The sequence below is a fragment of the Pseudomonas sp. NY15356 genome, assembly GCF_048068175.1.
GTDB classification, from domain to species: Bacteria; Pseudomonadota; Gammaproteobacteria; order Pseudomonadales; family Pseudomonadaceae; genus Aquipseudomonas; species Aquipseudomonas putida_K.
The window spans coordinates 19,497-45,844 of sequence record NZ_JBLUPW010000019.1 but is presented as its reverse complement, the minus strand read 5'-3'; the positions used below and the strand labels follow the sequence as shown (position 1 = coordinate 45,844).

23 protein-coding genes are annotated in these 26,348 nt (G+C 64.5%); 14 read left to right on the top strand and 9 right to left on the bottom strand.

The window, feature by feature from the left end; genetic code table 11:
• Positions 1 to 84 precede the first annotated feature (84 nt).
• Positions 85 to 921, top strand: a complete 837-nt coding sequence (locus tag ACNFCI_RS15950) for a S1 RNA-binding domain-containing protein (RefSeq protein WP_368829943.1) — start codon at positions 85 to 87, stop codon at positions 919 to 921.
• On the opposite strand, the gene ACNFCI_RS15945 is transcribed toward ACNFCI_RS15950, so the two are convergent.
• On the bottom strand, positions 922 to 1,302 hold the full coding sequence (locus tag ACNFCI_RS15945; RefSeq protein WP_084858403.1) for a hypothetical protein: 381 nt from the start codon (positions 1,300 to 1,302) through the stop codon (positions 922 to 924).
• A gap of 243 nt (positions 1,303 to 1,545) precedes the next feature.
• Between ACNFCI_RS15945 and ACNFCI_RS15940 the strand changes: the two genes are divergently transcribed.
• Together ACNFCI_RS15940 and def are read left to right on the top strand one after the other, a co-directional pair.
• Positions 1,546 to 2,499, top strand: a complete 954-nt coding sequence (locus ACNFCI_RS15940) for a YihY/virulence factor BrkB family protein (protein WP_084858404.1) — start codon at positions 1,546 to 1,548, stop codon at positions 2,497 to 2,499.
• Positions 2,496 to 3,032 carry a peptide deformylase gene (def, locus tag ACNFCI_RS15935; RefSeq protein WP_084858405.1) on the top strand — a complete coding sequence of 179 codons (537 nt, stop codon included), beginning with the start codon at positions 2,496 to 2,498 and terminating at the stop codon, positions 3,030 to 3,032. Before ACNFCI_RS15940 ends, def begins: the two co-directional genes overlap by 4 nt.
• Here def and ACNFCI_RS15930 read toward each other — a convergent pair.
• Positions 2,987 to 3,436 (bottom strand): GNAT family N-acetyltransferase, encoded by a 450-nt coding sequence (locus ACNFCI_RS15930; RefSeq protein ID WP_084858406.1) that lies wholly within the window; start codon positions 3,434 to 3,436, stop codon positions 2,987 to 2,989. The two genes, def and ACNFCI_RS15930, sit on opposite strands and share 46 nt — an antisense overlap.
• Before the next feature lie 266 nt (positions 3,437 to 3,702).
• Between ACNFCI_RS15930 and ACNFCI_RS15925 the strand changes: the two genes are divergently transcribed.
• The 6 genes from ACNFCI_RS15925 to ACNFCI_RS15900 all read left to right on the top strand — a co-directional run bounded on the left by ACNFCI_RS15925 (position 3,703) and on the right by ACNFCI_RS15900 (position 7,638).
• Positions 3,703 to 3,960, top strand: a complete 258-nt coding sequence (locus ACNFCI_RS15925; RefSeq protein ID WP_084858407.1) for a DUF2790 domain-containing protein — start codon at positions 3,703 to 3,705, stop codon at positions 3,958 to 3,960.
• A gap of 321 nt (positions 3,961 to 4,281) precedes the next feature.
• On the top strand, positions 4,282 to 4,926 hold the full coding sequence (locus tag ACNFCI_RS15920) for a LysE family translocator (RefSeq protein WP_084858408.1): 645 nt from the start codon (positions 4,282 to 4,284) through the stop codon (positions 4,924 to 4,926).
• Positions 4,927 to 5,073: 147 nt separating this feature from the next.
• Complete coding sequence (locus ACNFCI_RS15915) at positions 5,074 to 5,499, top strand: nuclear transport factor 2 family protein (protein ID WP_368829944.1); 426 nt, start codon at positions 5,074 to 5,076, stop codon at positions 5,497 to 5,499.
• Between the two features lie 46 nt (positions 5,500 to 5,545).
• Positions 5,546 to 5,890 (top strand): YciI family protein, encoded by a 345-nt coding sequence (locus ACNFCI_RS15910; RefSeq protein ID WP_084858410.1) that lies wholly within the window; start codon positions 5,546 to 5,548, stop codon positions 5,888 to 5,890.
• An 18-nt stretch (positions 5,891 to 5,908) separates the two neighbouring features.
• Positions 5,909 to 6,400 carry an SRPBCC family protein gene (locus ACNFCI_RS15905; protein ID WP_084858411.1) on the top strand — a complete coding sequence of 164 codons (492 nt, stop codon included), beginning with the start codon at positions 5,909 to 5,911 and terminating at the stop codon, positions 6,398 to 6,400.
• Positions 6,400 to 7,638 (top strand): RNA polymerase sigma factor, encoded by a 1,239-nt coding sequence (locus tag ACNFCI_RS15900; RefSeq protein ID WP_084858412.1) that lies wholly within the window; start codon positions 6,400 to 6,402, stop codon positions 7,636 to 7,638. Before ACNFCI_RS15905 ends, ACNFCI_RS15900 begins: the two co-directional genes overlap by 1 nt.
• 98 nt (positions 7,639 to 7,736) lie before the next feature.
• Here the strand turns inward: ACNFCI_RS15900 and ACNFCI_RS15895 are convergent, their stop codons facing one another.
• Together ACNFCI_RS15895 and ACNFCI_RS15890 are read right to left on the bottom strand one after the other, a co-directional pair.
• Positions 7,737 to 8,207 carry a MaoC family dehydratase gene (locus ACNFCI_RS15895; RefSeq protein WP_084858413.1) on the bottom strand — a complete coding sequence of 157 codons (471 nt, stop codon included), beginning with the start codon at positions 8,205 to 8,207 and terminating at the stop codon, positions 7,737 to 7,739.
• Between the two features lie 37 nt (positions 8,208 to 8,244).
• Complete coding sequence (locus ACNFCI_RS15890; protein WP_368829945.1) at positions 8,245 to 9,189, bottom strand: lysophospholipase; 945 nt, start codon at positions 9,187 to 9,189, stop codon at positions 8,245 to 8,247.
• Positions 9,190 to 9,391: 202 nt separating this feature from the next.
• Here ACNFCI_RS15890 and fadD2 point away from each other — a divergent pair, with 202 nt between their 5' ends.
• Both fadD2 and fadD1 read left to right on the top strand, forming a co-directional pair.
• Complete coding sequence (gene fadD2 / locus ACNFCI_RS15885) at positions 9,392 to 11,080, top strand: long-chain-fatty-acid--CoA ligase FadD2 (RefSeq protein WP_368829946.1); 1,689 nt, start codon at positions 9,392 to 9,394, stop codon at positions 11,078 to 11,080.
• Positions 11,081 to 11,365: 285 nt separating this feature from the next.
• Positions 11,366 to 13,063, top strand: coding sequence for a long-chain-fatty-acid--CoA ligase FadD1 (gene fadD1, locus ACNFCI_RS15880; RefSeq protein WP_084858416.1), 1,698 nt, complete (start codon positions 11,366 to 11,368; stop codon positions 13,061 to 13,063).
• 140 nt (positions 13,064 to 13,203) lie between these two features.
• Here the strand turns inward: fadD1 and ACNFCI_RS15875 are convergent, their stop codons facing one another.
• The 3 genes from ACNFCI_RS15875 to ACNFCI_RS15865 all read right to left on the bottom strand — a co-directional run bounded on the left by ACNFCI_RS15875 (position 13,204) and on the right by ACNFCI_RS15865 (position 16,143).
• Positions 13,204 to 14,511, bottom strand: coding sequence for an NAD(P)/FAD-dependent oxidoreductase (locus tag ACNFCI_RS15875; protein ID WP_084858417.1), 1,308 nt, complete (start codon positions 14,509 to 14,511; stop codon positions 13,204 to 13,206).
• 25 nt (positions 14,512 to 14,536) lie between these two features.
• Positions 14,537 to 15,901, bottom strand: coding sequence for a glutamine synthetase family protein (locus ACNFCI_RS15870; protein WP_084858418.1), 1,365 nt, complete (start codon positions 15,899 to 15,901; stop codon positions 14,537 to 14,539).
• Between the two features lie 89 nt (positions 15,902 to 15,990).
• Positions 15,991 to 16,143, bottom strand: a complete 153-nt coding sequence (locus tag ACNFCI_RS15865) for a hypothetical protein (RefSeq protein WP_172403052.1) — start codon at positions 16,141 to 16,143, stop codon at positions 15,991 to 15,993.
• Positions 16,144 to 16,393: 250 nt separating this feature from the next.
• On the opposite strand from ACNFCI_RS15865, the gene hrpA reads away from it, so the two are divergent.
• Positions 16,394 to 20,299, top strand: a complete 3,906-nt coding sequence (gene hrpA, locus ACNFCI_RS15860) for an ATP-dependent RNA helicase HrpA (protein ID WP_368829948.1) — start codon at positions 16,394 to 16,396, stop codon at positions 20,297 to 20,299.
• Positions 20,300 to 20,516: 217 nt separating this feature from the next.
• The gene (locus ACNFCI_RS15855; RefSeq protein ID WP_368829949.1) at positions 20,517 to 21,638 is read left to right on the top strand and encodes a beta-ketoacyl-ACP synthase III; all 1,122 of its coding nucleotides are present in this window, start codon (positions 20,517 to 20,519) and stop codon (positions 21,636 to 21,638) included.
• Positions 21,639 to 21,817: 179 nt separating this feature from the next.
• Here the strand turns inward: ACNFCI_RS15855 and ACNFCI_RS15850 are convergent, their stop codons facing one another.
• On the bottom strand, positions 21,818 to 23,062 hold the full coding sequence (locus ACNFCI_RS15850) for a putative porin (protein WP_084858421.1): 1,245 nt from the start codon (positions 23,060 to 23,062) through the stop codon (positions 21,818 to 21,820).
• A gap of 249 nt (positions 23,063 to 23,311) precedes the next feature.
• On the opposite strand from ACNFCI_RS15850, the gene ACNFCI_RS15845 reads away from it, so the two are divergent.
• Positions 23,312 to 24,439, top strand: coding sequence for a GNAT family N-acetyltransferase (locus ACNFCI_RS15845; protein WP_416768056.1), 1,128 nt, complete (start codon positions 23,312 to 23,314; stop codon positions 24,437 to 24,439).
• A 26-nt stretch (positions 24,440 to 24,465) separates the two neighbouring features.
• Here ACNFCI_RS15845 and ACNFCI_RS15840 read toward each other — a convergent pair whose 3' ends face one another.
• Positions 24,466 to 26,298, bottom strand: a complete 1,833-nt coding sequence (locus ACNFCI_RS15840) for an ABC transporter ATP-binding protein (RefSeq protein ID WP_368829955.1) — start codon at positions 26,296 to 26,298, stop codon at positions 24,466 to 24,468.
• Between the last annotated feature and the right edge of the window lie 50 nt (positions 26,299 to 26,348).

Genomic DNA, 26,348 nt, shown 5'->3' with positions numbered 1-26,348 from the left:
CACCGCAGTTCCTGGGCATGGATGGACAGGCGGCCGGGGCTGTTCAGGTGTAGAATAGCCGCCTTGTCTTGAGGATCTTCGTAAATGGCTTTGCTTGGGCGCTACAACAGTTTGCAAATCGTGAAACACACCGACTTCGGCCTGTACCTCGACGGTGGGGCCGATGGCGAGATCCTGCTGCCCAGGCGCTACATTCCCAAGGACACCGCCACCGAGGTCGACGACTGGCTGAACGTGTTCATCTACCTCGACAGCGAGGACCAGCTGATCGCCACCACCGAGAAGCCCAAGCTGCAGGTCGGTGAGTTCGCCAGCCTCAAGGTCAAGGACATCAACGGCGCCGGCATCTTCCTCGACTGGGGCCTGTCCAAGGACCTGCTGATGCCATACTCGGAAGAGTCCCGGCCGCTGAAGATCGGCGATTATTGTGTGGTGCACGCCTACCTGGACAAACGCACACGCCGCATCACCGCCACCGCTCGCCTGGACCGCTACCTGGATCGCACCCCGGCCGACTACCAGGCCGGCCAGCCGGTCGAGCTGTTGGTGGCCGGGCAGACGCCGATGGGCTTCAAGGCGATCATCAACAACCGCCACTGGGGCCTGATCCACAAGAACGAGGTGTTCAAGTTCCTGCGTTCGGGCATGCACGAGAAGGGCTACATCAAGGAAGTGCGCCACGACGGCAAGATCGCCCTGAGCCTGCAGCCGGTGGGCAAGGTGCTGGCCGACAGCCTGCCCGAGCAGATCATGGCGCGCCTGGAGGCCGCCGGCGGTATGCTCGAGGTCTGCGACAAGAGCGACCCGGAGCTGATCAGCCGGCTGTTCAACGTCAGCAAGGGCAATTTCAAGAAAGCGATTGGCGCGCTGTACAAGCAGGGCCGTATCGTCATCCTTGACGATCGTATCGAGCGAGCCTGATCAGGCCTGCAGGAAAGGCGTGAAGTCCAGCTGCTCGCCACCGGGGCGGGTGTCGCGTAGCAGCGAGTCGCGGTCGGCGCTCAGGGCCAGGCTGATGGTCGAGCGGCGCTTGCCGGGGTGGCGGACTTCCATCTGTTCCTGATGGGCACGCAGGAAGTTGGTCGGCACCTTCAGGTGCTGCAGCGTGTCGGTCTCGGGCGTGTGCAGCAGCAGGTTGACCCAGTCGGGCTGGCCCTTGCGCAGCAGCGCCGTCGGTACATCGAACCACCACAGGTTGCGCTTGCGGTCGAGGATCGCGAACAAGGTGTTGTCGCGGTTGAGCACCGGCCGTTCCAGCACTTCGTTGCGGCGGGCGATGGCGGTGGGTTTGTCGAGTTTCATGCAGGTTCCTGCGGGTTGACGCTAGAAAGGCCTGGTATTGTGCGTTGGGCGCTGCTGGCGAACAAGCCCGGTATGCTCCCGCAGTGCGTGCCCGGCATAGCCCATTGCGTAGCCATTTCTTCGGTGTGTCCGGGATTGAGCAGCACCGCACCTGGCGTGGTCTATTAGACTTGCATCATTGAAAGGGCCTACCGCCTGCCAGTTGGCCTTGCCTGACACGATCCTGCGGCGAAAGGAGACGCTATGATTTTCCCCGACCTGCGCGGCTTGCCCCTGCACCGCGTGCTGGTGCGCACCGTTCGCGAATTTCTCGATGACGAGATGTCCACCTATGCTTCCGCGCTGGCCTACCAGATGCTGTTTTCGCTGTTCCCCTTCCTGCTGTTCCTCATCGCCCTGATCGGCTTCCTGCACCTGCCGGACTTCTTCTCCTGGCTGCGCTTGCAGTCGGAGCTGGTGCTGCCGCCCCAGGCCTTGGAGCAGGTCAACCCGGTGATCGACCAGTTGCAGCAGTCCAAGGGCGGGCTGCTGTCGGTGGGTATCGTCATTGCCCTATGGACCGCCTCGGCCGGCGTACGCCTGATGATGAGCGCGATGAACGCCGCCTACGACGTGCCCGAAGGGCGCCCGGTGTGGAAGCGCCTGCCGCTGTCGATCATCTACACCGTCGGCATCGCCGGCATGCTCCTGGCGGCTGCGGCACTGATGGTGCTCGGGCCGCAGGTGATGGAATGGATCGCCGCCCAGGTCGGCATGCAGGAAGTGATCGTCACGGTGTGGACCATCCTGCGCTGGCCGTCGATCATCATCCTGATGATGGTGGCGGTGGCATTGATCTACTACGTGATGCCCGATGTGAAGCAGGAGTTTCGTTTCATCACCCCAGGCTCGGTGCTGGCGGTCGTCGTGTGGATCATCGCCTCGCTGGCGTTCGGGTACTATGTGAAGACCTTCGCCGACTACAACGCGATGTACGGCAGCATCGGTGCGATCATCGTGCTGCTGCTGTATTTCTACATCTCCGCCGCGGTACTGCTGTTGGGCGCGGAAATGAATGCGGTCATCGAGCACATGTCGAGTGAAGGCAAGAACCCTGGCCAGAAGGAAGCCACCGGCCAGGCCGCCAAGCAGACCCTGACCGTGCTCGGCCATGAGCACCCGGTCGAGCCCCAGCCCAGCGAGCCGAACCCGCGATGATCCGTGACATCCTGAAGATGGGCGACGAACGCCTGCTGCGCATCGCCCCGCCAGTGCCGCAGGAGCTGCTCGGCAGCGCCGAGCTGCAGCAGTTGATCGACGATATGTTCGAGACCATGCGCCATGTAGGGGGTGTGGGCCTGGCCGCGCCACAGGTCGGCATCGACCTGCAGTTGGTGATCTTCGGCTTCGAGCGCAGCGAGCGCTACCCCGATGCCGAGCCGGTACCGCAGACGATCCTGCTCAACCCGGTGATCACGCCCGTGGGGATGGAGGTCGAGGACGGCTGGGAAGGCTGCCTGTCGGTGCCCGGCCTGCGTGGCGTGGTGCCACGCTTTCGGCATATCCGCTACGAAGGCATCGACCCACAGGGCAACCCGATCAACCGCTTCGCCGACGGTTTCCATGCCCGGGTGGTGCAGCACGAGTGCGACCACCTGATCGGCCGCCTGTACCCGTCGCGCATCCAGGATTTCAGCCGGTTCGGCTATACCGAGGTGCTGTTTCCCGGGCTGGATGCCCGCGACGATTGACCTCGTACCATCGCCACTAGGCGCTTGCTGCGCTGGTAGCGCGTCAGGCGTGCGCCCAGGGCGTCGGGCAGGACAGCGGTGACGGTAAAGCCCATGCGCTGGTAGAACGCTTCCAGCTCCGGATGGCAGAACAGCCAGGTAGGGGGCGCGTTGGCGGCCAATGCTGCCTCGATCAAGTGCGTGGCGACCTGCCGGCCACGCCATTGCGGCGCCACGAACAGGCCGGTGAGCCAACGGCCATCGGCCACGGGGCTCAGGTTCATGCCGCCGACGATGCCATCGGCCCGAGCCACCCATGATTCGCCATCGCCAGCCGCGCGCATGCGCGAGCCGTGCTGGCGGTAGAAGTGATCGAGCAACTTGCGTTCGAGGCGGGTGAGGGGGCGGCAGTCAAGTGCGGGCATCGTCGTCATGTGCCGATTGTGACATCACAATGGCTGACCTGCAGCCTCCCTGGTGCAGGCCTGTCATGAATTGTTGCAGGCCACGCAAGGGTGATTGTCCGAGTTTGGGGTTCAACTATTACCGGCGGGGAGTAGAATTTTCTCCATCCCCCGTACGCAGCGGGATCGGTACTTCGTGTCATCTCGAAGTCGATGACAACTTCTCCGCGCCATTTCCGGCATATGAAGTCAATCGATCAGTTTGATTGCTTTTAAGGCCATATACCATGAAACCCTTACTGATTCTTGCATTGGTCGGTATGTCCTCGTTCGCCCTGGCAGACGAGGTCAAGACCGCCTCCACCCAGCCTGTTGTCGAGCAGTACGACTACTCCATGAACCTGGACATCAAGCGGGTGATCAGCCTTTCGACCATCCCCAACGTCTGCGAAGTGGTGCCCGCCACCATGACCTACGAGGACCATCAAGGCCAGGTGCACACCATCCAATATCGTGCCATGGGCGAAGGTTGCAGCCAGGGCTGAAACGTCGGCGCCGCCTTCGACCTTGAAGGAGATAGCCCAACCCTTCGGGCTGCGCTGTCGCGCAGAGAACCATTGATCAGTGCTGCCCTGTGGGACCACCGCTCCCACAGGGCGTCGCAGGACAAATGGTGTTTGCCAGCGACCACCCAGCGGCAAGGTTCTAGAGTGTAGTTGGTACTCGGCAGCCAATGCTGGCGGTGCCATCGGCCTCGCCTGGGAAAGGAGGCCAAGCGGTCGAGCAGGCTGCGCGGGCCTGACATCCACGCTGCAAGCCAGGCACAATGCGCCTCTTCTCGAGCCGTAGCGTATACAGAGTGCCCCATGCCTTTTTCGAATGGATTCCTTCTGAGCCTGTCCTTGTGCCTGGACATCGGCGTGGCCAACATCGCCATGATCACCTTGGCGATGCGCCGCGGCTTCATGCAAGGCCTCTGGCTGGGCTTGGGAACGTGCGTTGGTGACCTGATCTATGCCGTCGCGGCGTTGGCGGGCATGACCGTGCTGTTGCAGTTCGAGGCGGTGCGCTGGACCTTGTGGCTTGGCGGCTCGGCGCTGTTGGTGTGGTTTGCGCTGAAGATGGCACTGGCGGCCTGGCGTGGCGGGCACCTGGAGGCCCGTGGGCAGGTGGTGATCGAGCCGGCCTGGCGCGAGTTCCTGCGAGGAATGTTCCTGGCCATGTCCTCGCCCAGTGCCATTCTCTGGTTCGCTGCGGTGGGAGGGGTGCTGATTTCCCGCTCCGGTGCCGGTGGGCTGCTGGAGGCCGGGTTGTTCCTGGGAGGCTTCTTCGCCGCCGGGGTGGTCTGGTGCCTGGCCCTGTGTGGTATCGCCAGCCACGGCGGGCGTCTGCTGGGGGATCGTTTGCTGACTTGGTCGTACCTGTTGTCGGCGGCGATCTTCTGCTACTTCGCGGGGTACGTGATTCTCTCCGGTTATCGTGAGTTCATTCTGGCCAGCCCGGCGTCATAAGCCTGGTTAATAGCGTGGTCCCGTCGCGGACGCGACAAAAAAAGATTTTCAGCGCGGTGTCGATTTCCCCGATCCCAGTTCGACCAGTCATGAAGGCACCGGCTTCTCCCGGTGCCACCCACTCATGAGCGATCGGAGGAAACACCGATGAACACTGCAGCCGAAACCGAAATCCGCCAATTGATCGAAGGTTGGATGCAAGCCGTGCGTGACCGCGACCTCGATGCGATCACCGCGCCCTATGCCGACGATATCCTGGCGTTCGATGCCATCCAGGAACTGCAATTCAAGGGCAAAGCGGCCTACCGGGCGCATTGGGAGATGTGCATGGGCATGTGTACCGGGCCGATGGTCTTCGAACTCGCCCAGTTGACCGTGCATGCCGACGGTGACCTGGCCCTGGCCCATTGGCTCAACCGCTGCGGCCCGGCCGACAACGAAAGCCAATGCGGCTTCATGCGCGCCACCGTGGGCTATCGTCGTAGGGGCGGGCAGTGGCAGGTCATCCATGAACACTGGTCGGCGCCTTTCGACATGCAGACCCAGAAGGCGCTGTTCAACCTCAAGCCCTGATACCGCTTATCGGCAATTGCCCGCGACCCCTGCATTGGAGACGACCATGAAATACCTGTGCCTGGTCTATTGTGACGAAGGGCTGCTGCACAGCTTGCCCGACAGCCCCGAAGACGCCGAATGCATGGCCTACGCCGAATCGCTGCAGGGGTCCGGGCGAATGCTCGCGGCCGAGGCGCTCAAGCCTGTGCAGACCGCCACTACGGTACGCGTGCGTGGCGGGCGCATGAGCCTGACCGACGGCCCGTTCGCCGAGACCAAGGAACAGTTGGCCGGCTTCTACCTGGTCGATGCCCGCGACCTCAACGAGGCGCTGAACATCGCCAAGGGGATTCCGGCGGCGCGGGTCGGCAGCGTCGAAGTGCGGCCGGTGCGCGAGCTGCAACCTTGACAATGGAGAGCGAGCATCATGAGCCTTGCACAACCAGGCCTGGCCCAGGCACAGCATGAGCTGGCCATCAGCCGCCTGATCGATGCACCGCCGGCCAAGGTGTTCCGCGCCTGGACCGAGCCCCAGTGGCTGAGCCAATGGTGGGGGCCCCATGGCATGACCACCCCTGAATGCGAGATGCAACTGTGGGTCGGTGGCCTGTTCCGCACGTTGATGCGGGCGCCCGATGGCGCCGAGTACCCCAACCAGGGTGTATTCCTGGAAATCATCGCACCGCGGCGGCTGGTATTCACCGATGCGTTCGCCCCGGGCTGGGTGCCGTCGGGCAAGGCTTTCATGACCGCGGTGATGACCTTCGACGAAGAGCAGGGCAAGACCCGCTACACCGCCCGGGCCTTGCATTGGAGTGCTGCCGACTGCCGCGCCCACGAAGAAATGGGGTTCTACCAGGGATGGGGCGAAAGCCTGGACCGCCTGGTGGAGGTCGTGACCCAGCGGATGCCGGACTGATGGTCGATGCCGAACAGGTGCGCGGGGAGGTCGAGGCGGTCTACCGCCGCGACTCCCGGCGTATCCTGGCAACCTTGATCCGCCTGCTCGGCGATTTCGACCTGGCCGAAGAGGCGATGCATGACGCCTTCTTCATCGCTGTCGAACGTTGGCAGCGGGACGGCATCCCGGACAACCCCCGGGCCTGGCTGGTCTCCGCAGGCCGTTTCAAGGCCATCGATGCCTTGCGCAGGCGGGCTCGCTTCGACCGCTCCCAGGCTGACCTGATCATGCTTCTGGAAGGGGAGGGACAGGACCCCAGCGAGGAGGAACTGCTGGTGGATGACCGCCTGCGCCTGATCTTCACCTGCTGCCACCCGGCTCTTGCCGCAGACGCCCAAGTACCGCTGACCCTGCGTGAAGTATGCGACCTGACCACCGAGCAGATCGCCCGGGCATTTTTGCAAAGCCCGGCGACCATTGCCCAGCGCATCGTCCGCGCCAAGGCCAAGATCCGCGATGCGCGCATTCCCTACCAGGTACCGGCCCTGGGTGAGCTGCCCGAACGCCTGGAAAACGTGCTGCGGGTGGTGTATCTGGTGTTCAACGAAGGGTACTCCGCGTCCTCTGGCGAAGACCTGGTGCAGCGCGAACTGTGCGACGAGGCGATCCGCCTGGGGCGCTTGATCGCCCAACTGCTGCCCGATGCCGAGGTGCTCGGGCTGCTGGCATTGATGCTGCTGCAGGCGTCGCGCCTGCGCGCCCGCACCGATGCGGCGGGAGAGCTGGTGCTGCTCGACCGCCAGGACCGCAGCTTGTGGGACCGTGCGCAGATCGACGAAGGCTGCCAATTGGTGCAGCAGGCGTTGCGCAGCCGTCAGTTTGGCGCCTACAGCGTACAGGCAGCCATCGCCGCGCTGCATGCCGAGGCGCCCAGCGCCGAGCAGACCGACTGGGCGGAAATCGTCGGGCTTTATGATGTGCTGCAGCGCCACTGGCCGTCACCGGTGGTCGAGCTGAACCGGGCGGTGGCGCTGGCCAAGCGAGATGGAGCGAGGGCTGGGTTGCAGGCGATCGAAGCGATCCTGGGGCGGGGCGAGTTGCTCGATTACCACCTGGCCCATGCCGCGCGGGCCGAACTGCATCGGCAGTTGGGGCAGGATGAGCAGGCCCGGGTCGCCTGGCGCCAGGCCCTGGCGCTTACCCGGCAAGGGCCGGAGCGGCGGCATATCGAGCGGTGTCTGCGGGAGTTGGGGTGAGAAAGAGCTGAGCAAGCGCAAGGCCCGTGGGAGCGGGTTTACCCGCGAATACCGTGTGGCATGCTGTGCGGGTAAAACCGCTCCCACAGGGCACCGTATCAGCTGGCGACGAAATTTGGCGGGGTGACCAGTTCCACGGTCTGCTGTTTGCGCGGTGCGAGGATCTCGGCGACGCCTTCGACGACCAGCTCGTCGTTCTGGTTGTATACATTGGTGGCGATGCGCACCTTGAACTTGGGCAGTTTCTCGAGAATCTCAAGGCGCACGGTCAGGGTGTCGCCGATCTTCACCGGCTTCTGGAAGCTCATCTGCTGGCCCAGGTAGATGGTCCCGGGGCCCGGAAGGGTGCAGGCCACCGCGGCGCTTATCAAAGCGCCACTGAACATGCCATGGGCGATGCGCTCGCGGAACATGCTCTTGGCCGCGAACTCGGCGTCCAGGTGCACCGGGTTGTGGTCACCGGACATCGCGGCGAAGAGCTGGATGTCGCGCTCCTGCACGGACTTTTCATAGCTGGCTTTCTGCCCGACTTCGAGGGCTTCGTAGGGCGTGTTGGTGACCTGGGGCATCGGGGCTTCCTTAGGGGGGCGGACGGGGAAGTGTACATCATTCACTGCGGGCAGGGCGGCCAAGGGCCAGGGCCTGCTCCAGCCAGCCGAGGATATCGGCGGTGACCTCGTCGCGGTTGGTTTCGTTGAGCAGTTCGTGCCGGGCCTCGGGGTACAGGCGCAGTTGCACGTGCCGGTTGCCGGTCGCGCGCAGGGCAGCGGCCAGACCTTTCAGACGCTTGCCGGCACTGACCGGATCACATTCGCCGCCGATCACCAGGATGGGCAGGTTCGGGTCGATCTGCGCCAGGTTCTTCGGCTGGCTGATCTGCGCCAGGCCTTGGAGCAGGTCAACCCACAGCTGGTTGCAGCAGCGAAAGCCGCACAGCGGGTCGGCGACGTACTGGTCGACTTCGTCAGCATCGCGGCTGAGCCAGTCGAAGGCAGTGCGGTTGGGCTTGAAGGCCTTGTTGAACGAGCCGAACGACAGCCAGTCGAGCAGCGCGCTCTTGCCCAGCGGCCCCTGGCGCCAGGTTTCGGCACGGGCTACCAGGGAGGCGGTGCGGTACAGCAGGGGGGGGTGGAAGTTCGAGCCACTGAGCACGGCGCCCTGCAGGCTGGCGCTGTGGTGCATCAGGTACGCTTGGGCGATGTAGCTGCCCATGCTGTGGCCGAACAGGAACAGCGGTGTACCAGGGAATTGCTGGCCGATGTGCTGGGCGATCAGGCCCAGGTCGTTGACCACGGTGGTCCAGCCATGATGACGGGCGAACAGGCCCAGGCAGCCCAGCTCGGCGGTACGGCCATGGCCACGCAGGTCCGGGGCGAGCAGCGCGAAACCTGCATCCGCCAGGGCGTGGCCCAGGCGCCGATAGCGACCGGCATGCTCGGCCATGCCATGGGCCAGCAGCACCACGGCCTTGACCGGGGTGGTCGGCAACCACTGGTGGACATAGAGGCTGCAATGCTCGCTGGCAGGCAGCCAGAAGGCGTCATGGGGCATGGAAGGTCCTTTGCGCACGGCTTCGAGACAGTGTATGCGCAATGGCGCCGATTGCAGGAAGACAACAAATAAGATTCACAATGTTAATGGCGGCATTTGGCTTGTATGCCACCTGCGTCTTACCTGCTAACGTCGGTTCAACACCCTTTTGCCTGTGTGGGCAAAGAGGTAGGGATAGCTTCGGGCAGAGGAACAACTATAAATGCAAGCCGACTTCTGGAACGACAAGCGCCCGGCGGGCGTGCCTTCCACCCTCGATATCAATGCCTACTACTCCGTGGTCGATGTCTTCGAACGCTCCTGCAAGCGCTTCGCCGACCGCCCGGCCTTCAGCAACCTGGGCGTGACCCTCAGCTATGCCGACCTCGATCGCCACTGCGCGGCCTTCGCGGCCTGGCTGCAGCAGCACACCGACCTCGTCCCGGGCGATCGCATCGCCGTGCAGATGCCCAACGTGCTGCAATACCCTATCGCCGTGTTCGGTGCCATGCGCGCCGGCCTGATCGTGGTCAACACCAACCCGCTCTATACCGCGCGCGAGATGCGCCACCAGTTCAAGGACTCCGGCGCCCGCGCCCTGGTGTACCTGAACATGTTCGGCCAGCGCGTGCAGGAGGTGCTCGGCGAGACCGACATCCAGTACCTGATCGAGGCGAAGATGGGCGACCTGCTGCCCACCGCCAAGGGCTGGCTGGTCAACACCGTGGTCGACAAAGTGAAGAAGATGGTCCCGGCCTACAACCTGCCCCAGGCCGTGTCGTTCAAGCAGGTGATGCGCCAGGGCCGCGGCCTGTCGCCCAGGCCGGTGGCGCTGGCGCTCGACGACATCGCCGTGCTGCAGTACACCGGCGGCACCACCGGCCTTGCCAAGGGTGCCATGCTCACCCACGGCAACCTGGTCGCGAATATGTTGCAGGTGCTGGCCTGCTTCGCCCAGCACGGCCCCGACGGCCAGCGGCTGATCAAGGACGGCGAGGAGGTGATGATCGCGCCGCTGCCGCTGTACCACATCTATGCCTTCACCGCGAACTGCATGTGCATGATGGTCACCGGCAACCATAACGTGCTGATCACCAACCCCCGCGACATCCCGGGTTTCATCAAGGAATTGGGCAAGTGGCGGTTCACCGCGCTGCTGGGCTTGAACACGCTGTTCGTCGCTCTGATGGACCACCCCGGCTTCAAGGCCCTGGATTTCTCCGCCCTCAAGGTCACCAACTCAGGCGGCACGGCGCTGGTGAAGGCCACCGCCGAACGCTGGGAGCAACTGACGGGTTGTCGCATCGTCGAGGGCTATGGCCTGACCGAAACCTCTCCGGTGGCCAGCACCAACCCCTATGGCGAGCTGGCACGCCTGGGCACCGTGGGCATCCCCGTGCCGGGCACGGCGTTCAAGGTTATCGACGACCAGGGCAACGAACTCCCCCTGGGCGAGCGGGGCGAGCTCTGCATCAAGGGGCCGCAGGTCATGAAGGGCTACTGGCAGCAGCCCGAGGCCACCGCCGCCACACTGGATGCCGAGGGTTGGCTGAAGACGGGCGATATCGCCGTGATCGACCCCGACGGTTTTACCCGTATCGTCGATCGCAAGAAGGACATGATCATCGTCTCGGGTTTCAACGTGTACCCCAACGAGATCGAGGATGTGGTCATGGGGCACCCGAAGGTCGCCAACTGCGCGGCCATCGGCGTGCCGGACGAACGTTCCGGCGAGGCGGTCAAGCTGTTCGTGGTGCCCCGCGAGGGCGGGCTGGATGTCGATGAGCTCAAGGCGTTCTGCAAGGCCAACTTCACAGGCTACAAGGTGCCCAAGCACATCGTGCTGCGCGATTCATTGCCCATGACGCCGGTGGGTAAGATCCTGCGCCGCGAGCTGCGTGATATCGCCTGATCCCTGGCGGTCTTCCGAACAGGCAGGCTAGGGATGAACCGCTCTAGCCTGCCTTTTTCGGGCTGAATTGCGACGTTTTGGTTAAATACTCTAAAAATGACCTGTATAGTTCTTTGAGTCATTTTTGTGACCGGTAAGGCCGATTCGGGCTCTAGTCGACCCTTGGCAAAGCTGTTACTCTCGGCGCGCTTTCGGATGATCCGGTTTGCAATGAGCCGTCATCTCATATCAATAATAAACGCACAATGCGTGACGAATTGGCTGTTGCTGAAGGAGCGGGCTTCCATGATCGAAAATTTTTGGAAGGATAAGTACCCAGCCGGAATTACGGCTCAAATCAATCCTGACGAATTCCCCAATATCCAGGCGGTACTCAAGCAATCCTGCCAACGCTTTGCCGACAAACCGGCCTTTAGCAACCTGGGCAAGACCCTGACCTACGGTGAGCTCTACACGCTCTCGGGCGCTTTCGCCGCTTGGCTGCAACAGCATACCGACCTCAAGCCCGGCGACCGCATCGCCGTGCAATTGCCCAATGTCCTGCAATACCCCGTAGCCGTGTTCGGCGCCATGCGCGCCGGCCTGATCGTGGTCAACACCAACCCGCTGTACACCGCGCGGGAAATGGAGCACCAGTTCAACGACTCCGGCGCCAAGGCCCTGGTATGCCTGGCCAACATGGCCCACCTCGCCGAGAAGGTGGTGCCCAAGACCCAGGTCAAGCACGTCATCGTCACCGAAGTGGCCGACCTGCTGCCGCCGCTCAAGCGCCTGTTGATCAACAGCGTGATCAAGTACGTGAAGAAGATGGTGCCGGCCTACAACCTGCCGGGCGCCGTGCGCTTCAACGATGCCCTGGCCCTGGGCAAGGGTGGCGCGGTGACCGAGGCCAACCCCCAGCCCAACGACGTCGCAGTGCTGCAGTATACCGGCGGTACCACGGGGGTTGCCAAGGGCGCCATGCTGACCCACCGCAACCTGGTGGCCAATATGCTGCAATGCCGGGCGCTGATGGGCTCCAACCTGCATGAGGGGTGCGAGATCCTCATCACCCCGCTGCCGCTGTACCACATCTATGCGTTCACCTTCCATTGCATGGCCATGATGCTGATCGGCAACCACAACGTGCTGATCAGCAACCCGCGTGACTTGTCGGCGATGGTCAAGGAGCTGGGCAAGTGGAAGTTCAGCGGCTTCGTCGGGCTCAACACCCTGTTCGTCGCCCTGTGCAACAACGATGCCTTCCGCGCCCTGGACTTCTCGGCGTTGAAGATCACCCTGTCCGGCGGCATGGCCTTGCAGTTGAGCGTGGCCGAGCGCTGGAAGGCGGTGACCGGTTGCGCCATCTGCGAAGGCTACGGCATGACCGAGACCAGCCCGGTAGCGGCGGTCAACCCGGCCGAGGCCAACCAGGTCGGCACCATCGGCATTCCGGTGCCTTCCACCCTGTGCAAGGTCATCGATGACAGCGGTCGCGAACTGGGCCTGGGCGAGGTCGGCGAGCTGTGCGTCAAGGGCCCGCAGGTCATGAAGGGCTACTGGCAGCGCGAGGACGCCACCGCCGAGATCCTCGACCAGGACGGTTGGCTGAAGACCGGCGACATCGCGGTGATCCAGCCGGACGGCTACATGCGCATTGTCGATCGCAAGAAGGACATGATCCTGGTGTCCGGCTTCAACGTGTATCCCAACGAGCTCGAAGATGTGCTGGCTGGCTTGCCGGGCGTGCTGCAGTGCGCGGCGATCGGCGTGCCGGACGAGAAGTCGGGCGAGGTGATCAAGATGTTCATCGTCGTCAAGCCGGGCATGACCCTGACCAAGGAGCAGGTGATGGAGCACATGCGCGCCAATGTCACCGGCTACAAGGTGCCGCGCTACATCGAGTTCCGCGATGCGCTGCCGACCACCAACGTCGGCAAGATCCTGCGTCGCGAGCTGCGCGATGAAGAGCTGAAGAAACAGGGCCTGAAGAAGATCGCCTGACCCGCAGGCCGCGCGGTCTCTGGAGCGGCCTTGTGCCGCGAAAGGGCTGCAAGGCACGCCCCGGCTTTTGCAGCATCGCTGATCGGGGCCGCTTTGCGGCCCTTTCGCGGCACAAGGCCGCTCCTACAGGGGGCGCGGAGTCAGCGCAGTTTCTCGAGCATCTGGTAGTACCACATCCCCGCCGCCAGCAGCGGATTGCCCAGTAGGTCCCCCATCGGCACCTTGATGTGCTTGCACGCCGCGAAGGTGTCGAATTTCTCCAGCGTTCCGGTCAGGGCTTCGGCCATGATCTCGCCCATGATGTGGCTGGTGGCGATGCCATGCCCTGAATAGCCCTGGCAATACCAGACGTTGTCCGAAAGCTTGCCCAACTGCGGGATACGGTTGACCACGATGCCCATGGCGCAACTCCACTTGAACTCGATCGGCACGCCCTTGAGCGCCGGGAAGGTGCGCTCGATGCAGGGGCGCAGCTCGCCTTCGATATCCCGCGAATCCTTGCCCGAGTAGTTGGCGCCGCCGCCGAACAGCAGGCGTTTGTCCGCCGTCAGGCGGTAGTAGTCGAGGACGAAACGGCAGTCGTACACCGCCAGGTCCTGGGGGTTGATCTGTTCGGCCAGCTCACCCAGCGGTGCAGTGGTGACGATGCCGCCCATGGCCGGGAAGATCTTGCCCTTGAGCTGGCGCTTTTCCAGCTTGTGGTAGACATCGCCTGCCAGCAGCACCTGACGTGCCTCGATGCGGCCTTGGGCGGTGACCACCGCCGGGCGCGGGCCATGGATGATCTCCAGTACCTCGGAGTTTTCGTATACCAAAGCGCCCAGGGAATGGGCGGCGCGGGCCTCGCCCATGCACAGGTTGAGCGGGTGCAGGTGCAGGTTGCGGCGGTTCTTCAAGGCGCCCAGGTACAGCGGGCTCTGCAGGTGCTGGCCGACCGCGGCGCGGTCGAGCAACTGCACCTGGTCGCCCATGCCACGGCGCTGCGCCTCGTCGTAGCTGGCTTGCAGCTCGCTCATGTGCGACGGCTTCATCGCCGCGTGCAGGTGGCCGCGCTTGAGATCGCAATCGATACCGTAACGCGCCACGCGCTGCTCGATGATCTGGTGCCCGCGCCAGCGCAGGTGCCAGATGAAATCGTCTACCTCGCTGCCCAGGCGATTGCGCATCTGCGTGCGCATGGCCTCGTCGCCCGAGAGGCTGCCGGTGACTTGGCCGCCGTTGCGCCCGCTGGCGCCCCAGCCGATCCGGTTGGTTTCGACGATGGCCACCTTCAGGCCTCGCTCGGCCAGCTCCACTGCCGTGGCGACTCCGGTGAAACCGCCGCCGATGATGGCCACGTCCACCTGCTCGGTGCCGGTGAGCGTCGGGTAGGCGGTCGGGTCGTTGAGCGTGGCGCTGTAGTAGGACGGTGCCCGTTGCGCCGCCAGGTTGTTCGATGCTGCGTTCATGTCGATTCCTTCAAACGGATGAGGCTCATGCCTGGTGCAGATACCAGCGCCAGTCCTGTTCGCCGACTTCGGCCATGAACTGGCGGTACTCGGCGCGCTTGACCTTCAGGTAGACCCCGAGGAAGGCCTCGCCCAGAGCTTCCCGGGCCCACGTCGAATGCTCCAGGGCCTCCAGGGCGGTCAGCCACTCGGTGGGCAGGTGCTCCTTGGCTTGGGCGTAGCCGTTGCCTTGCACAGGCGCACCGGGGTCGAGCTGCTCGCGTACACCCCGGTGGGCGGCGGCGAGAATAGCTGCTGCGGCCAGGTACGGGTTGGCATCGGCGCCGCAAATACGATGTTCCACGTGGCGGCTGTTGGCCGGCCCACCGGGCACCCGCAGGCTCACGGTACGGTTGTCGACGCCCCAGGTCGGCGCCAGGGGCGCATAGCTGTTGGCCTGGAAGCGCCGGTAGGAGTTGGCGTTGGGGCAGAACAGCAGCAAAGACTCGCGCAGGTGGCGCAACATGCCGCCGACCGCCTGGCGCAGCAGCGGGGTACCGGCCGGGTCGTGGCTGGCGAACAGGTTGTTGCCCTCGGCATCGGCCAGGCTCAGGTGCATGTGCATGCCGGTGCCGGCCAGGTGGGCGAAGGGCTTGGCCATGAAGCAGGCCTGCATGCCATGCGCGTTGGCGATGCCCTTGACCAGGCGCTTGTAGCGCACGGCCTGGTCCATGGCCTGCAAGGCAGGGCCGTGTTCCAGGGTGATTTCCACCTGGCCGGGCGCGTATTCGGAGATCGCCGTGCGCGCGGGGATGCCCTGGGCCTTGCAGGCGGCATAGAGGTCGGCGAGGAAGGGTTCGATCTGCTCGAGTTCTCGCAGCCCGTACACCTGGGTGGCGTGTGGGCGACCGCCATCGCTGTCCAGTGCCGGTTGCGGGCGCCCCTGCGCGTCGCGTTGCTGATCGAGCAGGTAGAACTCCAGCTCGCAGGCCATCACCGGGTGGTAGCCGTCAGCCTCGAGCGCTTCGAGGGTGCGCAGCAATACATGACGCGGGTCGGCCACGCTGGCCGGCAGGCCCTCGCTGGGGTGCATGCTCACCTGCACGGCGGCGGTCGGCACGCGTCGCCAGGGCAGGCGTACCAGGCTGCCTTCGAGCGGGTAGGCGCGGCAGTCGATATCGCCCACGTCCCAGACCAGGCCGGAGTCTTCCACGTCCTCGCCATTGAGGGTCAGGCCGAGAATGGTGCTGGGCAGGGGGCGGCCGCTTTCGTACACCGCCAGCAGCTCGTCGCGGTGCAGCAGCTTGCCACGGGGCACGCCGTTGGCGTCGAGGATGAACAGCTCGAACAGCTCGATATCAGGGTTGTCGGCCAGGAAGCGCCTGGCCTGGTCGGGGTTGGCAAAGTGCATGATGTTCGCTCGCGCCCGCAGGCGCACAGGGCCGTCGCACGCAGGCGGCGGCTCGTACCGGGAAACCGGCCGAAGGTGGCCGGGACGGGTCAGAGAGGCGTGAACGAAGTATCCGGCGGGCGTGCGTGGCGGCAGTGCCACAGGGCCCAGAAGGCGAGGATGACATGTACCAGCGGGTTTTCGCCGGCGCGCGCCTTGGCCTTGGGAAGGGCCGGGTGCGCATTGCTCGAGGGGCGGATCATGCCTGGATACTCACATGGGGTATAAGGTTGATTAAAGCAGTGAATGGCAACGTTCATTCCGTGGTTGGCTAAACATTCTCAAGCAACGATGCAAATGCTGTCGGAAGGCCTTGTGCCGCGAAAGGGCGCGAGGCCGCTCCTTCAGTGCAGGCAGCACAGACAGCAAAGCGGTCGCAAATCTGCGACAATCGCGCATCTTTCGAATGCCGATCATGAAAAAGCAGGCCCACCTGCATCACCAAAAAGCCCCATGACAGACCACTCAATCGACCAACTCCTGAAGAACCTTGACCACGCCATGATCGCCGACCGCCATCGGCTGCGGCGTCAACTGCACGAGCTGCGCAAGCGCCCCGACGAGGCGAAGCAGGCGTCGTGGGTGGAAAAGGTCCAGGCTTCCTGCGCCCAGGTCGTGGCCCGCGAGCAGAGCGTGCCGAGCATCCGCTACGACGACAGCCTGCCCATCGCGGCCAAGCGCGACGAAATCAAGAAGGCCCTGGCCGAGCACCAGGTGCTGGTGATCGCCGGCGAGACCGGCTCGGGCAAGACCACCCAGTTGCCGAAGATCTGCCTGGAGATGGGCCGCGGTCGCCACGGCCTGATCGCCCACACCCAGCCGCGTCGGATCGCCGCGCGCAGCGTGGCGGCGCGGGTGGCCGAAGAACTGGGCACGCCCTTGGGCGGGCTGATCGGCTACCAGGTGCGCTTCGAGGACCAGAGCGATGCCGGTACCCTGGTCAAGCTGATGACCGACGGCATCCTGCTGGCCGAGACCCAGCACGACCGCTTCCTCGAGCGCTACGACACGATCATCGTCGACGAAGCCCACGAGCGCAGCCTGAACATCGACTTCCTGCTCGGCTACCTGAAGACCCTGCTGCACCGCCGCTCGGACCTGAAGCTGATCATCACCTCGGCGACCATCGACCTGGAGCGCTTCTCCAAGCATTTCGACGGCGCGCCGATCATCGAGGTGTCGGGCCGCACCTTCCCGGTGGAGACTTGGTACCGCCCGTTGACCAGCGAGCAGGACGAGGAGGGCAACCGCGTCGAGGACGACCTCACTGTCGACCAGGCGATCCTCGCCACCCTGGACGAACTGGCCCATCACGAGCGCAGCGAGGGCAAGGGCCCCGGTGATGTGCTGGTGTTCCTGCCGGGCGAGCGGGAGATCCGCGATGCCGCCGAGATCCTGCGCAAGGCCCAGTTGCGCCACACCGAGATCCTGCCGCTGTATGCGCGCCTGACGCCAGCCGAGCAGCAGAAGATCTTCCAGCCCCATACCGGGCGCCGGGTAGTACTTGCCACCAACGTTGCCGAAACGTCGCTGACCGTGCCGGGCATCCGCTACGTGATCGACACCGGTACTGCGCGCATCAGCCGCTACAGCTACCGGGCCAAGGTTCAGCGCCTGCCCATCGAGGCGGTGTCGCAAGCCAGCGCCAACCAGCGCAAGGGCCGTTGCGGGCGGGTCGAGCCGGGCATCTGCGTGCGTCTGTACAGCGAAGAAGACTTCAACGCCCGACCGGCGTTCACCGACCCTGAGATCCTGCGCACCAACCTGGCTGCGGTGATCCTGCAGATGCTGCACCTGCGCCTGGGCGCGATCGATGCCTTCCCGTTCATCGAGCCGCCGGATGGCAAGGCCATCAGCGACGGCTTCAACCTGTTGCAGGAGCTCTCGGCGGTCAATCGCGAAAACCAGCTGACCCCGCTGGGCCGCCAGCTGGCACGCCTGCCGATCGACCCACGCCTGGGCCGCATGCTGCTCGAAGGCGCCCGCCAGGGCAGCCTGCAGGAAGTGCTGATCGTCGCCAGTGCCCTGTCGGTGCAGGACCCCCGCGAGCGCCCACCGGAGCGCCAGCAGGCGGCTGATCAGGCCCATGCCCAGTGGAAGGACACCGACTCCGATTTCGCCGCCCTGGTCAACCTTTGGCGGGGCTTCGAGGAGCAGCGCCAGGCCTTGACCGCCAACCCGCTGCGCAATTGGTGCCGCAAGCACTTCCTTAGCTACCTGCGCCTGCGTGAATGGCGCGACGCCCACCGCCAGCTCTCGCTGATCTGCCGCGACCTGCAATTGGCGGTCAACAAGGAGCCGGCAGACTTCCCACGTATGCACAAGGCCATCCTCAGTGGCCTGTTGAGCCAGATCGGCCACAAGACCGAAGACGGCGACTACCAGGGCGCGCGCCAGCGGCGCTTCTGGGTCCACCCGTCCTCCGGCATCGGCCGCAAGCGCCCACAGTGGGTGATGGCCGCAGAGCTTGTGGAAACCACCAAGCTCTATGCACGTATGGTGGCCAAGATCGAACCGGACTGGATCGAGCCGCTGGCCACCCACCTGGTCAAGAAGAACCATTTCGAGCCGCACTGGGAGAAGAAGCGCGGCCAGGTGGTGGCCTACGAGCAGATCACCCTGTATGGCCTGATCCTAGTCGGTCGCCGGCCGGTGCACTTCGGCCCGATCGACCCGGTGGTGTCCCGCGAGCTGTTCATCCGTGACGGCCTGGTGGGTGGCCAGATCCAGTCGCGGGCCAAGTGCCTGGCGGCCAACAAGCGCCTGCTCGAGCAGCTCGACGAACTGGAGGCCAAGGCCCGGCGACGGGACATCCTGGCCGACGAGGAAACCCTTTACGCCTTCTACGAGGCGCGCCTGCCGGCAGAGATCCACCAGAGTGCGACCTTCGACAGCTGGTACCGGGTCAACAGCCAGAAGGACCCGAACCTGCTGATCATGCGCGAAGAGGACGTTCTGGCCCGCGAAGCCAGCGAAGTGACCGCCGCGCAATACCCAGACAGCCTGCAGGTGGGGGACTTGCGCCTGCCATTGACCTACCACTTCGAGCCGGGCCACCCCCGTGACGGCGTTACCGTGCGTGTGCCGGCACCGCTGCTGCCGAGCCTGCCGGGCGAGCGCCTGGAGTGGCTGGTACCCGGCCTGCTGGAGGCCAAGTGCGTGGCCTTGGTGCGCAACCTGCCCAAGGCCCTGCGCAAGAACTTCGTGCCGGTACCCGATTTCGTCAAGGCGGCCCTGGCCCGCATGACCTTCGGCCAGGGCGCCTTGCCCCAGGCCCTGGGCCAGGAACTGCTGCGCATGACCGGCGCCCGGGTGCCGGACGACGCCTGGGCCGAAGCGGCCGGGCTGGTGGAAGGGCACCTGCGCATGAACGTCGAGGTGGTCGACGGCCAGGGCAAGTTCCTTGGCGAAGGCCGTGACCTGGCCGAACTGACCGCGCGTTTCGCCGCTGCGAGCCAGGCCGCACTGGCCATGCCGCGCAACGAAAAAGCCGAGCAGCCGGTGCAGGCCAAGGCGTTCGCCGAGGTGGCGCAAACCGCCCAGCAGAAGATCGCCGGCCTGTCGCTGACGGTGTATCCGGCGCTGGTGGAAGAGGCCGGGGCAGTGCGCGAGGGGCGTTTCTCGACCCAGGCCGAGGCCGAGTTCCAGCACCGCCGTGCGCTGCAGCGGTTGCTGCTGCAACAGCTGGCCGAGCCTGCCAAGTTCCTGCGCGGCAAGCTGCCGGGGCTGACCGAGCTGGGCCTGTTGTACCGCGAGCTGGGCCGGGTCGAGGCGTTGGTGGAGGATATCCTCCTGGCCAGCCTGGACAGCTGCATCCTCGAAGGCGAGGCGCCGTTGCCGCGTGACGGTGCAGCGCTCGCCGCGCTGGCCGAGCGCAAGCGCGGCAGCTGGGCCGAGCATGCCGAGCGTCTGGCCCGCCAGACCCTGGAGGTGCTCAAGCTGTGGCATGGCTTGCAGAAGCGCTTCAAGGGCAAGATCGACCTGAGCCAGGCGGTCGCCTTGAACGACATCAAGCAGCAGCTCGCCAACCTGGTGTATCCAGGCTTCGTACGCGAGACGCCCGCGGCCTGGTTCAAAGAATTGCCGCGCTATCTCAAGGCGGTGGAGCTGCGTCTGGAGAAGCTCGGTTCGCAGGTGCAGAAGGACCGGGTGTGGAGCGGCGAGCTGGCCAACCTGTGGACCCAGTACAAGGCCCGCGCCGACAAGCATGCCCAGGAGGGCAAGCGGGACGAACAGCTTACCCTGTACCGCTGGTGGCTGGAGGAATACCGGGTGTCGTTGTTCGCCCAGCAGCTGGGCACCAAGGTGCCGGTTTCCGACAAGCGTCTGTCCAAACAGTGGTCCCAGGTGGAAGCCTAAACCTAGGGAAATGTGGCAAACTTGCGGGAATTTGGGCCGCTGTGCGGCCCATCGCAGGGCAAGCCTGCTTCTACAGGAACCGCGCCTATCCTGAGAGTGCGGGCTTGTCTTGTGATCGAGGGCACGGCCCTCGCGTATAAGTTGGCACTAAAGTGCCATTATCTTGCCTTTTCCGGCCAGCGCCGCGTGGCGATGGCCTCTGACCAGAGGAACGACCGTGCATAACGTCGTGATCAGCGGCACCGGCCTGTATACCCCGGCCCAGAGCATTTCCAACGAAGAACTGGTGACGTCCTTCAACACCTGGGCGCAGCAGTACAACCAGGACAACGCCGCCGCCATCGAGCGGGGCGAGCTGGAGGCCGCGCCGCTGTCCGACGCGGCCTTCATCGAGAAGGCTTCCGGCATCAAGAGCCGCTTCGTCATGGACAAGGCCGGCATCCTCGACCCGCAGCGCATGAAGCCGCGCCTGCCGGAGCGCTCCAATGACGAGCCGTCGATCCTCTGCGAAATGGCCGTGGCCGCCGCCCGCCAGGCCCTTGAGCGTGCAGGCCGCACGCCCGCCGACGTGGACGGGGTGATCGTCGCCTGCTCCAACCTGCAGCGCCCGTACCCGGCCATCTCCATCGAAGTGCAACAAGCACTGGACATCCAGGGCTTTGCCTTCGACATGAACGTGGCCTGCTCCTCGGCCACCTTCGGCATCCAGACCGCCGCCAACAGTGTGCAACTGGGCCAGGCCCGAGCGGTGCTGATGGTCAACCCGGAGATCTGCACCGGGCACCTGAACTTCCGTGACCGCGACAGCCACTTCATCTTCGGCGATGCCGCTACCGCCGTACTGGTCGAACGCGCCGACCAGGCCACCTCGGTGCACCAGTTCGAGATCGTCAGCACCAAGCTGTGGACCGGCTTCTCCAACAACATCCGCAATAACTTCGGTTTCCTCAACCGTGCGGCGGAGGAGGGGATCGACGCCCCAGACAAGCTGTTCGTGCAGGAAGGCCGCAAGGTATTCAAGGAGGTCTGCCCGAAGGTCGCCGAGCTGATCGGTCAGCACCTGGAGGAAAACGACCTGCAACCGAACGACGTCAATCGCTTCTGGCTGCACCAGGCGAACCTCAGCATGAACCACCTGATCGTCAAGAAGCTGCTGGGGCGTGAGGTCGCCGAGGAGGATGCACCGGTGATTCTGGACCGTTATGCCAACACCAGTTCGGCGGGCTCGGTGATTGCCTTCCACCTCTACCAGGATGACCTGCCCAAGGGCGCGCTGGGCGTGCTGAGCTCGTTTGGTGCGGGGTATTCGATCGGCAGCGTGATCCTGCGCAAGCGCTGATCCCTTGTAGCGTCTGCATTGGCCCAATCGCCGGCAAGCCGGCTCCCACGGGTCTGTCACGATCCTGTGGGCGCCGGCTTGCCGGCGATTGGGCCAATGCATTTGCAGCAGGCAAAAAAAGCGGGAAGCGCCGGATGGGGTCGGCACTTCCCGCCTGAGTGACGCAGGGGAGCTTGCGCTTAGAACTTGGCTTCCAGGTCGACCTGCAGGGTGTCGACGTCGGCATTGCTGTTCGGCAGCTGGGACAGGTCGGTCTTGGCCATCAGGTAGGCTGCGCCCAGCGAGAAGTTCTTGTCGATCTCGTAGCCAACCTTGAACTTGTGACCGCGCGAACCGGTGAAGCCGGCACCGAAGTCGGAGTCGGTGAAGGCGCTGACCACCGCGTTGCGCTGCACGTCGCGGTAGTTGTAGTCCAGGCTCCAGGCGCCGAGCTTGGTCTTCAGGCCGGCCAACCAGGCCTTGTCTTCGCCGTCGGTGCTCTCGGTGTTCTTCACGTACTGGCCGTAGGCCGACAGCGGGATGGCGAAGCCGGTGAAGTCCACCTGGCCGAAGCCTTCCACCAGGTTGAACTCGTTGGTGGTGTTGCCGAAGGCGCGCAGGGCAGCCGATTCCTTGTCGTTGTCATAGCCGTAGATGCTGGTACCCACGGTGACCTTGACGGTGTCGGCCGCATCGAAGCGTGCGCCCAACTGGCCGTGGTACAGCTGGGCGTCGTGCTTGAACTGCACGCCGTCGCCGTCCACGTTGTCCTTGAGGTTGTAGTGGCCGGCGCTGCCGAACAGCTCGGCGCCGCCCAGGTCGGTCTTGTAGGTGACGGCCACGCCTTCGGGGTTGATGTCGCTGTCCCAGATGATGTCGCCCATGCTCACCCAAGGCTGAGGCATCTTGCCGCCGATCAGGTGCAGGTTCGGCACGGCGGTCGGGTGCCAGTCGAGGTAGGCCAGGTCTACCCACAGCGACTTCTTGTCGAAGTAGTTGTCCAGGCTCTGGTTGGTGGAGCGGGCATCGGAGCTGCTGCCGGTGGCAACGCGGATGCCGGCATCGACCTGCGGGTTGATCTGGCTGTAGAAGCCGACGCGGGCACGGACGCGCTCGCGGTCCTGGTTGCCGCTGCGGCTGTTGGGGTTGTCGACGTTGACGTCTTCGTAGCGCAGGCGTACGTCGCCCTTGATCTGGGTCTTGGCGGCCCATGCCACTTTCTGCTCGAAGGAGCTCAGGCGGTCGGCCTGGGCCTTCTGCTCTGCCTTTTCCTTGGTTTCCTTGGCCAGATCGGCCTGCAGTTCGTTGTACTGCGCCTGGTTGATCGAGCCGTTGGCGCGGAGCATCTCGAGCAGCTTGGCGTCGACTGCAGCACTGGCCGGAGCGCTCAGTGCCAGCATCATGCCGGTGAGGCTTACTCCGGTAAGTGTAGAAACAAGACGCATAAGGTTCTCCCTGTTGGAAAAAGTTGGGGAGGCTCTTGCGCCTGCCCCTTAGTTGGCATGCCTTCGGAAAGGCCCTGGCTAGAGGGGTTGCCGGGGTTCCGAAAAACAGGCGCCAGTATTGCGGGGAGGAATGACAAAATAATGTCTATTTGATGGCACTGTGGTTAAGCGAGATTGAGTGTTCGCTTCATTTGAGTGTCGCGACCCACTTGGGGATACTGGCCACTTCCTGGCCTGTGAGTCGACATCGTGACCAGCCTGTACAGCCTTGCCCATCTACGTGACCTGCCGGCGACGACCTGGGATGCCCTGGTGCCTTGCGGCCAGCCGTTCCTGCGCCACGCTTTCCTCAGTGCTTTGGAGGACAGCGGCAGCGTCGCGCCCGCGACCGGCTGGGCGGCCGAGCATCTGGTGCTGGAGCGCGCTGGGCAGGTGCGTGCAGTGCTGCCTGCCTACCGCAAGTGGCATTCCTTCGGTGAGTACGTGTTCGATCACGGCTGGGCCGATGCCTGCGAACGCGCGGGCATCCGCTACTACCCCAAGCTGCTCGGCGCGGTGCCGTTCAGCCCGGTGAGCGGTCCGCGCCTGCTGGCGGCCGAGCCAGCCGATGGGTTGCTCATGCTGCAGGCCATTCCCGAGTACCTGGGCAAGGGTGAGCTCTCCGGTGCGCACATCAACTTCACCGACAGCGCCCTCGACGAGCGCATCGCCGGCTTGCCAGGGTGGATGGAGCGCCTGGGTTGCCAGTTCCACTGGCATAACCGCGGTTACCGCGACTTCCAGGACTTCCTCGATACCCTGAGTTCCCGCAAGCGCAAGCAGATGCGCAAGGAGCGCGAGCAGGTGGCCGGGCAGGGGATCGACTTCCGCTGGTTGCGCGATGAGGAACTGAGCGAGGCGCAGTGGGACTTCGTCTACCTGTGCTATGCCAACACCTATGCGGTGCGGCGTCGTACGCCCTATCTGACCCGCGAATTCTTCAGCCTGCTGGCCGAGCGCATGCCCGAGGCGGTGCGGGTGGTGGTGGCTCGCCAGCACGGGCGCGAGGTGGCCATGGCCCTGAGCCTGGTCGGTGGTGACAGCCTGTATGGGCGTTATTGGGGGTGCCTGGACGAATTCGATCGGTTGCATTTCGAAACCTGCTTCTATCAGGGCATGACGTTCGCCATTGAAGAAGGGCTGCAGCGGTTCGATGCCGGGGCCCAGGGTGAACACAAGCTGATCCGCGGCTTCGAGCCGGTGCTGACCAGGTCGTGGCATTACCTGTTGCACCCGGGGTTGCGCCGGGCGGTGGGGGATTTCCTCGAGCAGGAGCGGGCAGGGGTGAGGGCCTATGCCGAGCAGGCGCGGGAGATGTTGCCTTACCGGAGGGCCTGAGCGGGCCCAATCGCGGGATGGAGCGGTCAATCCACCCCGACGAACCCGCCGGTCTGGTGATGCCACAACCGCGCATACAACCCGCGCTCGGCCAGCAACTCGGCATGGGTACCGCTTTCGACGATGCGCCCTTGGTCCAGCACCACCAGCCGGTCCATACGGGCGATGGTGGACAGGCGGTGGGCGATGGCGATCACCGTCTTGCCTTGCATCAAGGTCTCCAGGCTCTCCTGGATCGCCGCCTCGACTTCCGAATCCAGCGCCGAGGTGGCTTCGTCCATGATCAGGATCGGCGCGTTCTTGAGCAGCACCCGGGCAATGGCGATGCGCTGGCGCTGGCCACCGGAGAGCTTGACGCCGCGCTCGCCCACATGGGCATCGAACCCAGTGCGCCCCTGGGCGTCGGAGAGGTGGGGGATGAACTCGTCGGCCCGGGCCTGGCGCACGGCCTCCCAGACTTGCGCCTCGCTGGCATCCGGCCGGCCATACAGCAGGTTGTCACGGATCGAGCGATGCAGCAGCGAGGTGTCCTGGGTGATCATGCCGATCTGCGCGCGCAGGCTGGCCTGGTTGACCTCGGCGATGTCCTGGCCGTCGATGAGGATGCGCCCGCTGTCCACGTCGTACAGACGCAGCAATAGGTTGACCAGGGTCGACTTGCCGGCGCCGGAAGGGCCGATCAGGCCGATCTTCTCGCCGGGGCGGATGTCCAGGTCCAGCCCGTCGATGACCTTGTTGCCCTTGCCGTAATGAAAGTCCACATGGTCGAAGTGCACCGCGCCACGGCTGACCTGCAGTGCCGGGGCGCCAGGCTTGTCGGTGACGCTGACCGGCTGGGCGATGGTCTGCAGGCCGTCCTGGACCATGCCGATGTTCTCGAAGATGCCATTGACCACCCACATGATCCAGCCGGACATGTTGATGATGCGGATCACCAGGCCCGTGGCCAGCGCGATGGCGCCAACGGTGATCAGCGACTGGCTCCACAGCCACAGGGCCAGGCCCGTGGTGCCCACCACCAACAGGCCGTTGAGGCCGGTGATGACCACGTCCATGCTGGTGACCACCCGCGAGGCCAGCTGGGTTTTCTCGGTCTGCTCGCTGATCGCCTCACGGGCGTACTGCTGTTCGTAGTCGGTATGGGCGAACAGCTTGAGGGTGGCGATGTTGGTGTAGCCATCGACGATGCGCCCCATCAGCTTGGAGCGGGCGTCGGAGGAAATCACCGAACGTTCCTTGACCCGGGGTACGAAGTAGTAGAGCGCGGCGATGTAGCAGGCGATCCAGGCCAGCAATGGCAGCATCAGCCGCCAGTCGGCCTCGGCGAACAGTACCAGGGAGCTGATGGCGTAGATGAGCACGTGCCAGAGTGCGTCCACGGCCTGTACCGCTGAGTCGCGCAGGGAGTTGCCGGTCTGCATGATGCGCTGGGCGATGCGCCCGGCGAAGTCGCTCTGGAAGAAATTCAGGCTCTGCTTGAGCACGTAGGTATGGTTCTGCCAACGGATCAGGCTGGTCATGCCCGGGCTGATGGTCTGGTGCACCAGCAGGTCGTGCAGGCCGAAGAACACCGGCCGCAGCACCAGGATGACCACCAGCATCCAGGCCAGCTCGCCGCTGTGCCGGCTGAAGAACTCGGAGCCCGGCGTGGCCTGGGCCAGGTCGATGATCCGGCTCAGGTAGCTGAACATGGCCACCTCGATCAGCGCGGCCACCAGGCCGACCACCAGCAGGGCGATGAAGCTGGGCCAGACCTGGCGCAGGTAATACAGGTAGAACGGCCATACCTGGCTTGGCGGCGCGTCGCTGGGCGCCTCGCGGAAAATGTCGATCAGCTGTTCGAAGCGGCGGTACAACATGGTGGACACACTCCTGTTCCATCCGACCTCAAGGCGGGTTCACATCCTTG

Coding starts and splice junctions, on each gene's coding strand:
- ACNFCI_RS15850 (WP_084858421.1), bottom strand. CDS start 23,062: ATGCGTCTTGTTTCTACACTTACCGGAGTAAGCCTCACCGGCATGATG.
- ACNFCI_RS15930 (WP_084858406.1), bottom strand. CDS start 3,436: ATGCCCGCACTTGACTGCCGCCCCCTCACCCGCCTCGAACGCAAGTTG.
- ACNFCI_RS15840 (WP_368829955.1), bottom strand. CDS start 26,298: ATGTTGTACCGCCGCTTCGAACAGCTGATCGACATTTTCCGCGAGGCG.
- ACNFCI_RS15895 (WP_084858413.1), bottom strand. CDS start 8,207: ATGCCCCAGGTCACCAACACGCCCTACGAAGCCCTCGAAGTCGGGCAG.
- ACNFCI_RS15950 (WP_368829943.1), top strand. CDS start 85: ATGGCTTTGCTTGGGCGCTACAACAGTTTGCAAATCGTGAAACACACC.
- fadD2 (WP_368829946.1), top strand. CDS start 9,392: ATGCAAGCCGACTTCTGGAACGACAAGCGCCCGGCGGGCGTGCCTTCC.
- ACNFCI_RS15910 (WP_084858410.1), top strand. CDS start 5,546: ATGAAATACCTGTGCCTGGTCTATTGTGACGAAGGGCTGCTGCACAGC.
- fadD1 (WP_084858416.1), top strand. CDS start 11,366: ATGATCGAAAATTTTTGGAAGGATAAGTACCCAGCCGGAATTACGGCT.
- ACNFCI_RS15940 (WP_084858404.1), top strand. CDS start 1,546: ATGATTTTCCCCGACCTGCGCGGCTTGCCCCTGCACCGCGTGCTGGTG.
- ACNFCI_RS15945 (WP_084858403.1), bottom strand. CDS start 1,302: ATGAAACTCGACAAACCCACCGCCATCGCCCGCCGCAACGAAGTGCTG.
- ACNFCI_RS15890 (WP_368829945.1), bottom strand. CDS start 9,189: ATGCCCCATGACGCCTTCTGGCTGCCTGCCAGCGAGCATTGCAGCCTC.
- ACNFCI_RS15865 (WP_172403052.1), bottom strand. CDS start 16,143: ATGATCCGCCCCTCGAGCAATGCGCACCCGGCCCTTCCCAAGGCCAAG.
- def (WP_084858405.1), top strand. CDS start 2,496: ATGATCCGTGACATCCTGAAGATGGGCGACGAACGCCTGCTGCGCATC.
- hrpA (WP_368829948.1), top strand. CDS start 16,394: ATGACAGACCACTCAATCGACCAACTCCTGAAGAACCTTGACCACGCC.
- ACNFCI_RS15915 (WP_368829944.1), top strand. CDS start 5,074: ATGAACACTGCAGCCGAAACCGAAATCCGCCAATTGATCGAAGGTTGG.
- ACNFCI_RS15870 (WP_084858418.1), bottom strand. CDS start 15,901: ATGCACTTTGCCAACCCCGACCAGGCCAGGCGCTTCCTGGCCGACAAC.
- ACNFCI_RS15925 (WP_084858407.1), top strand. CDS start 3,703: ATGAAACCCTTACTGATTCTTGCATTGGTCGGTATGTCCTCGTTCGCC.
- ACNFCI_RS15905 (WP_084858411.1), top strand. CDS start 5,909: ATGAGCCTTGCACAACCAGGCCTGGCCCAGGCACAGCATGAGCTGGCC.
- ACNFCI_RS15900 (WP_084858412.1), top strand. CDS start 6,400: ATGGTCGATGCCGAACAGGTGCGCGGGGAGGTCGAGGCGGTCTACCGC.
- ACNFCI_RS15920 (WP_084858408.1), top strand. CDS start 4,282: ATGCCTTTTTCGAATGGATTCCTTCTGAGCCTGTCCTTGTGCCTGGAC.
- ACNFCI_RS15875 (WP_084858417.1), bottom strand. CDS start 14,511: ATGAACGCAGCATCGAACAACCTGGCGGCGCAACGGGCACCGTCCTAC.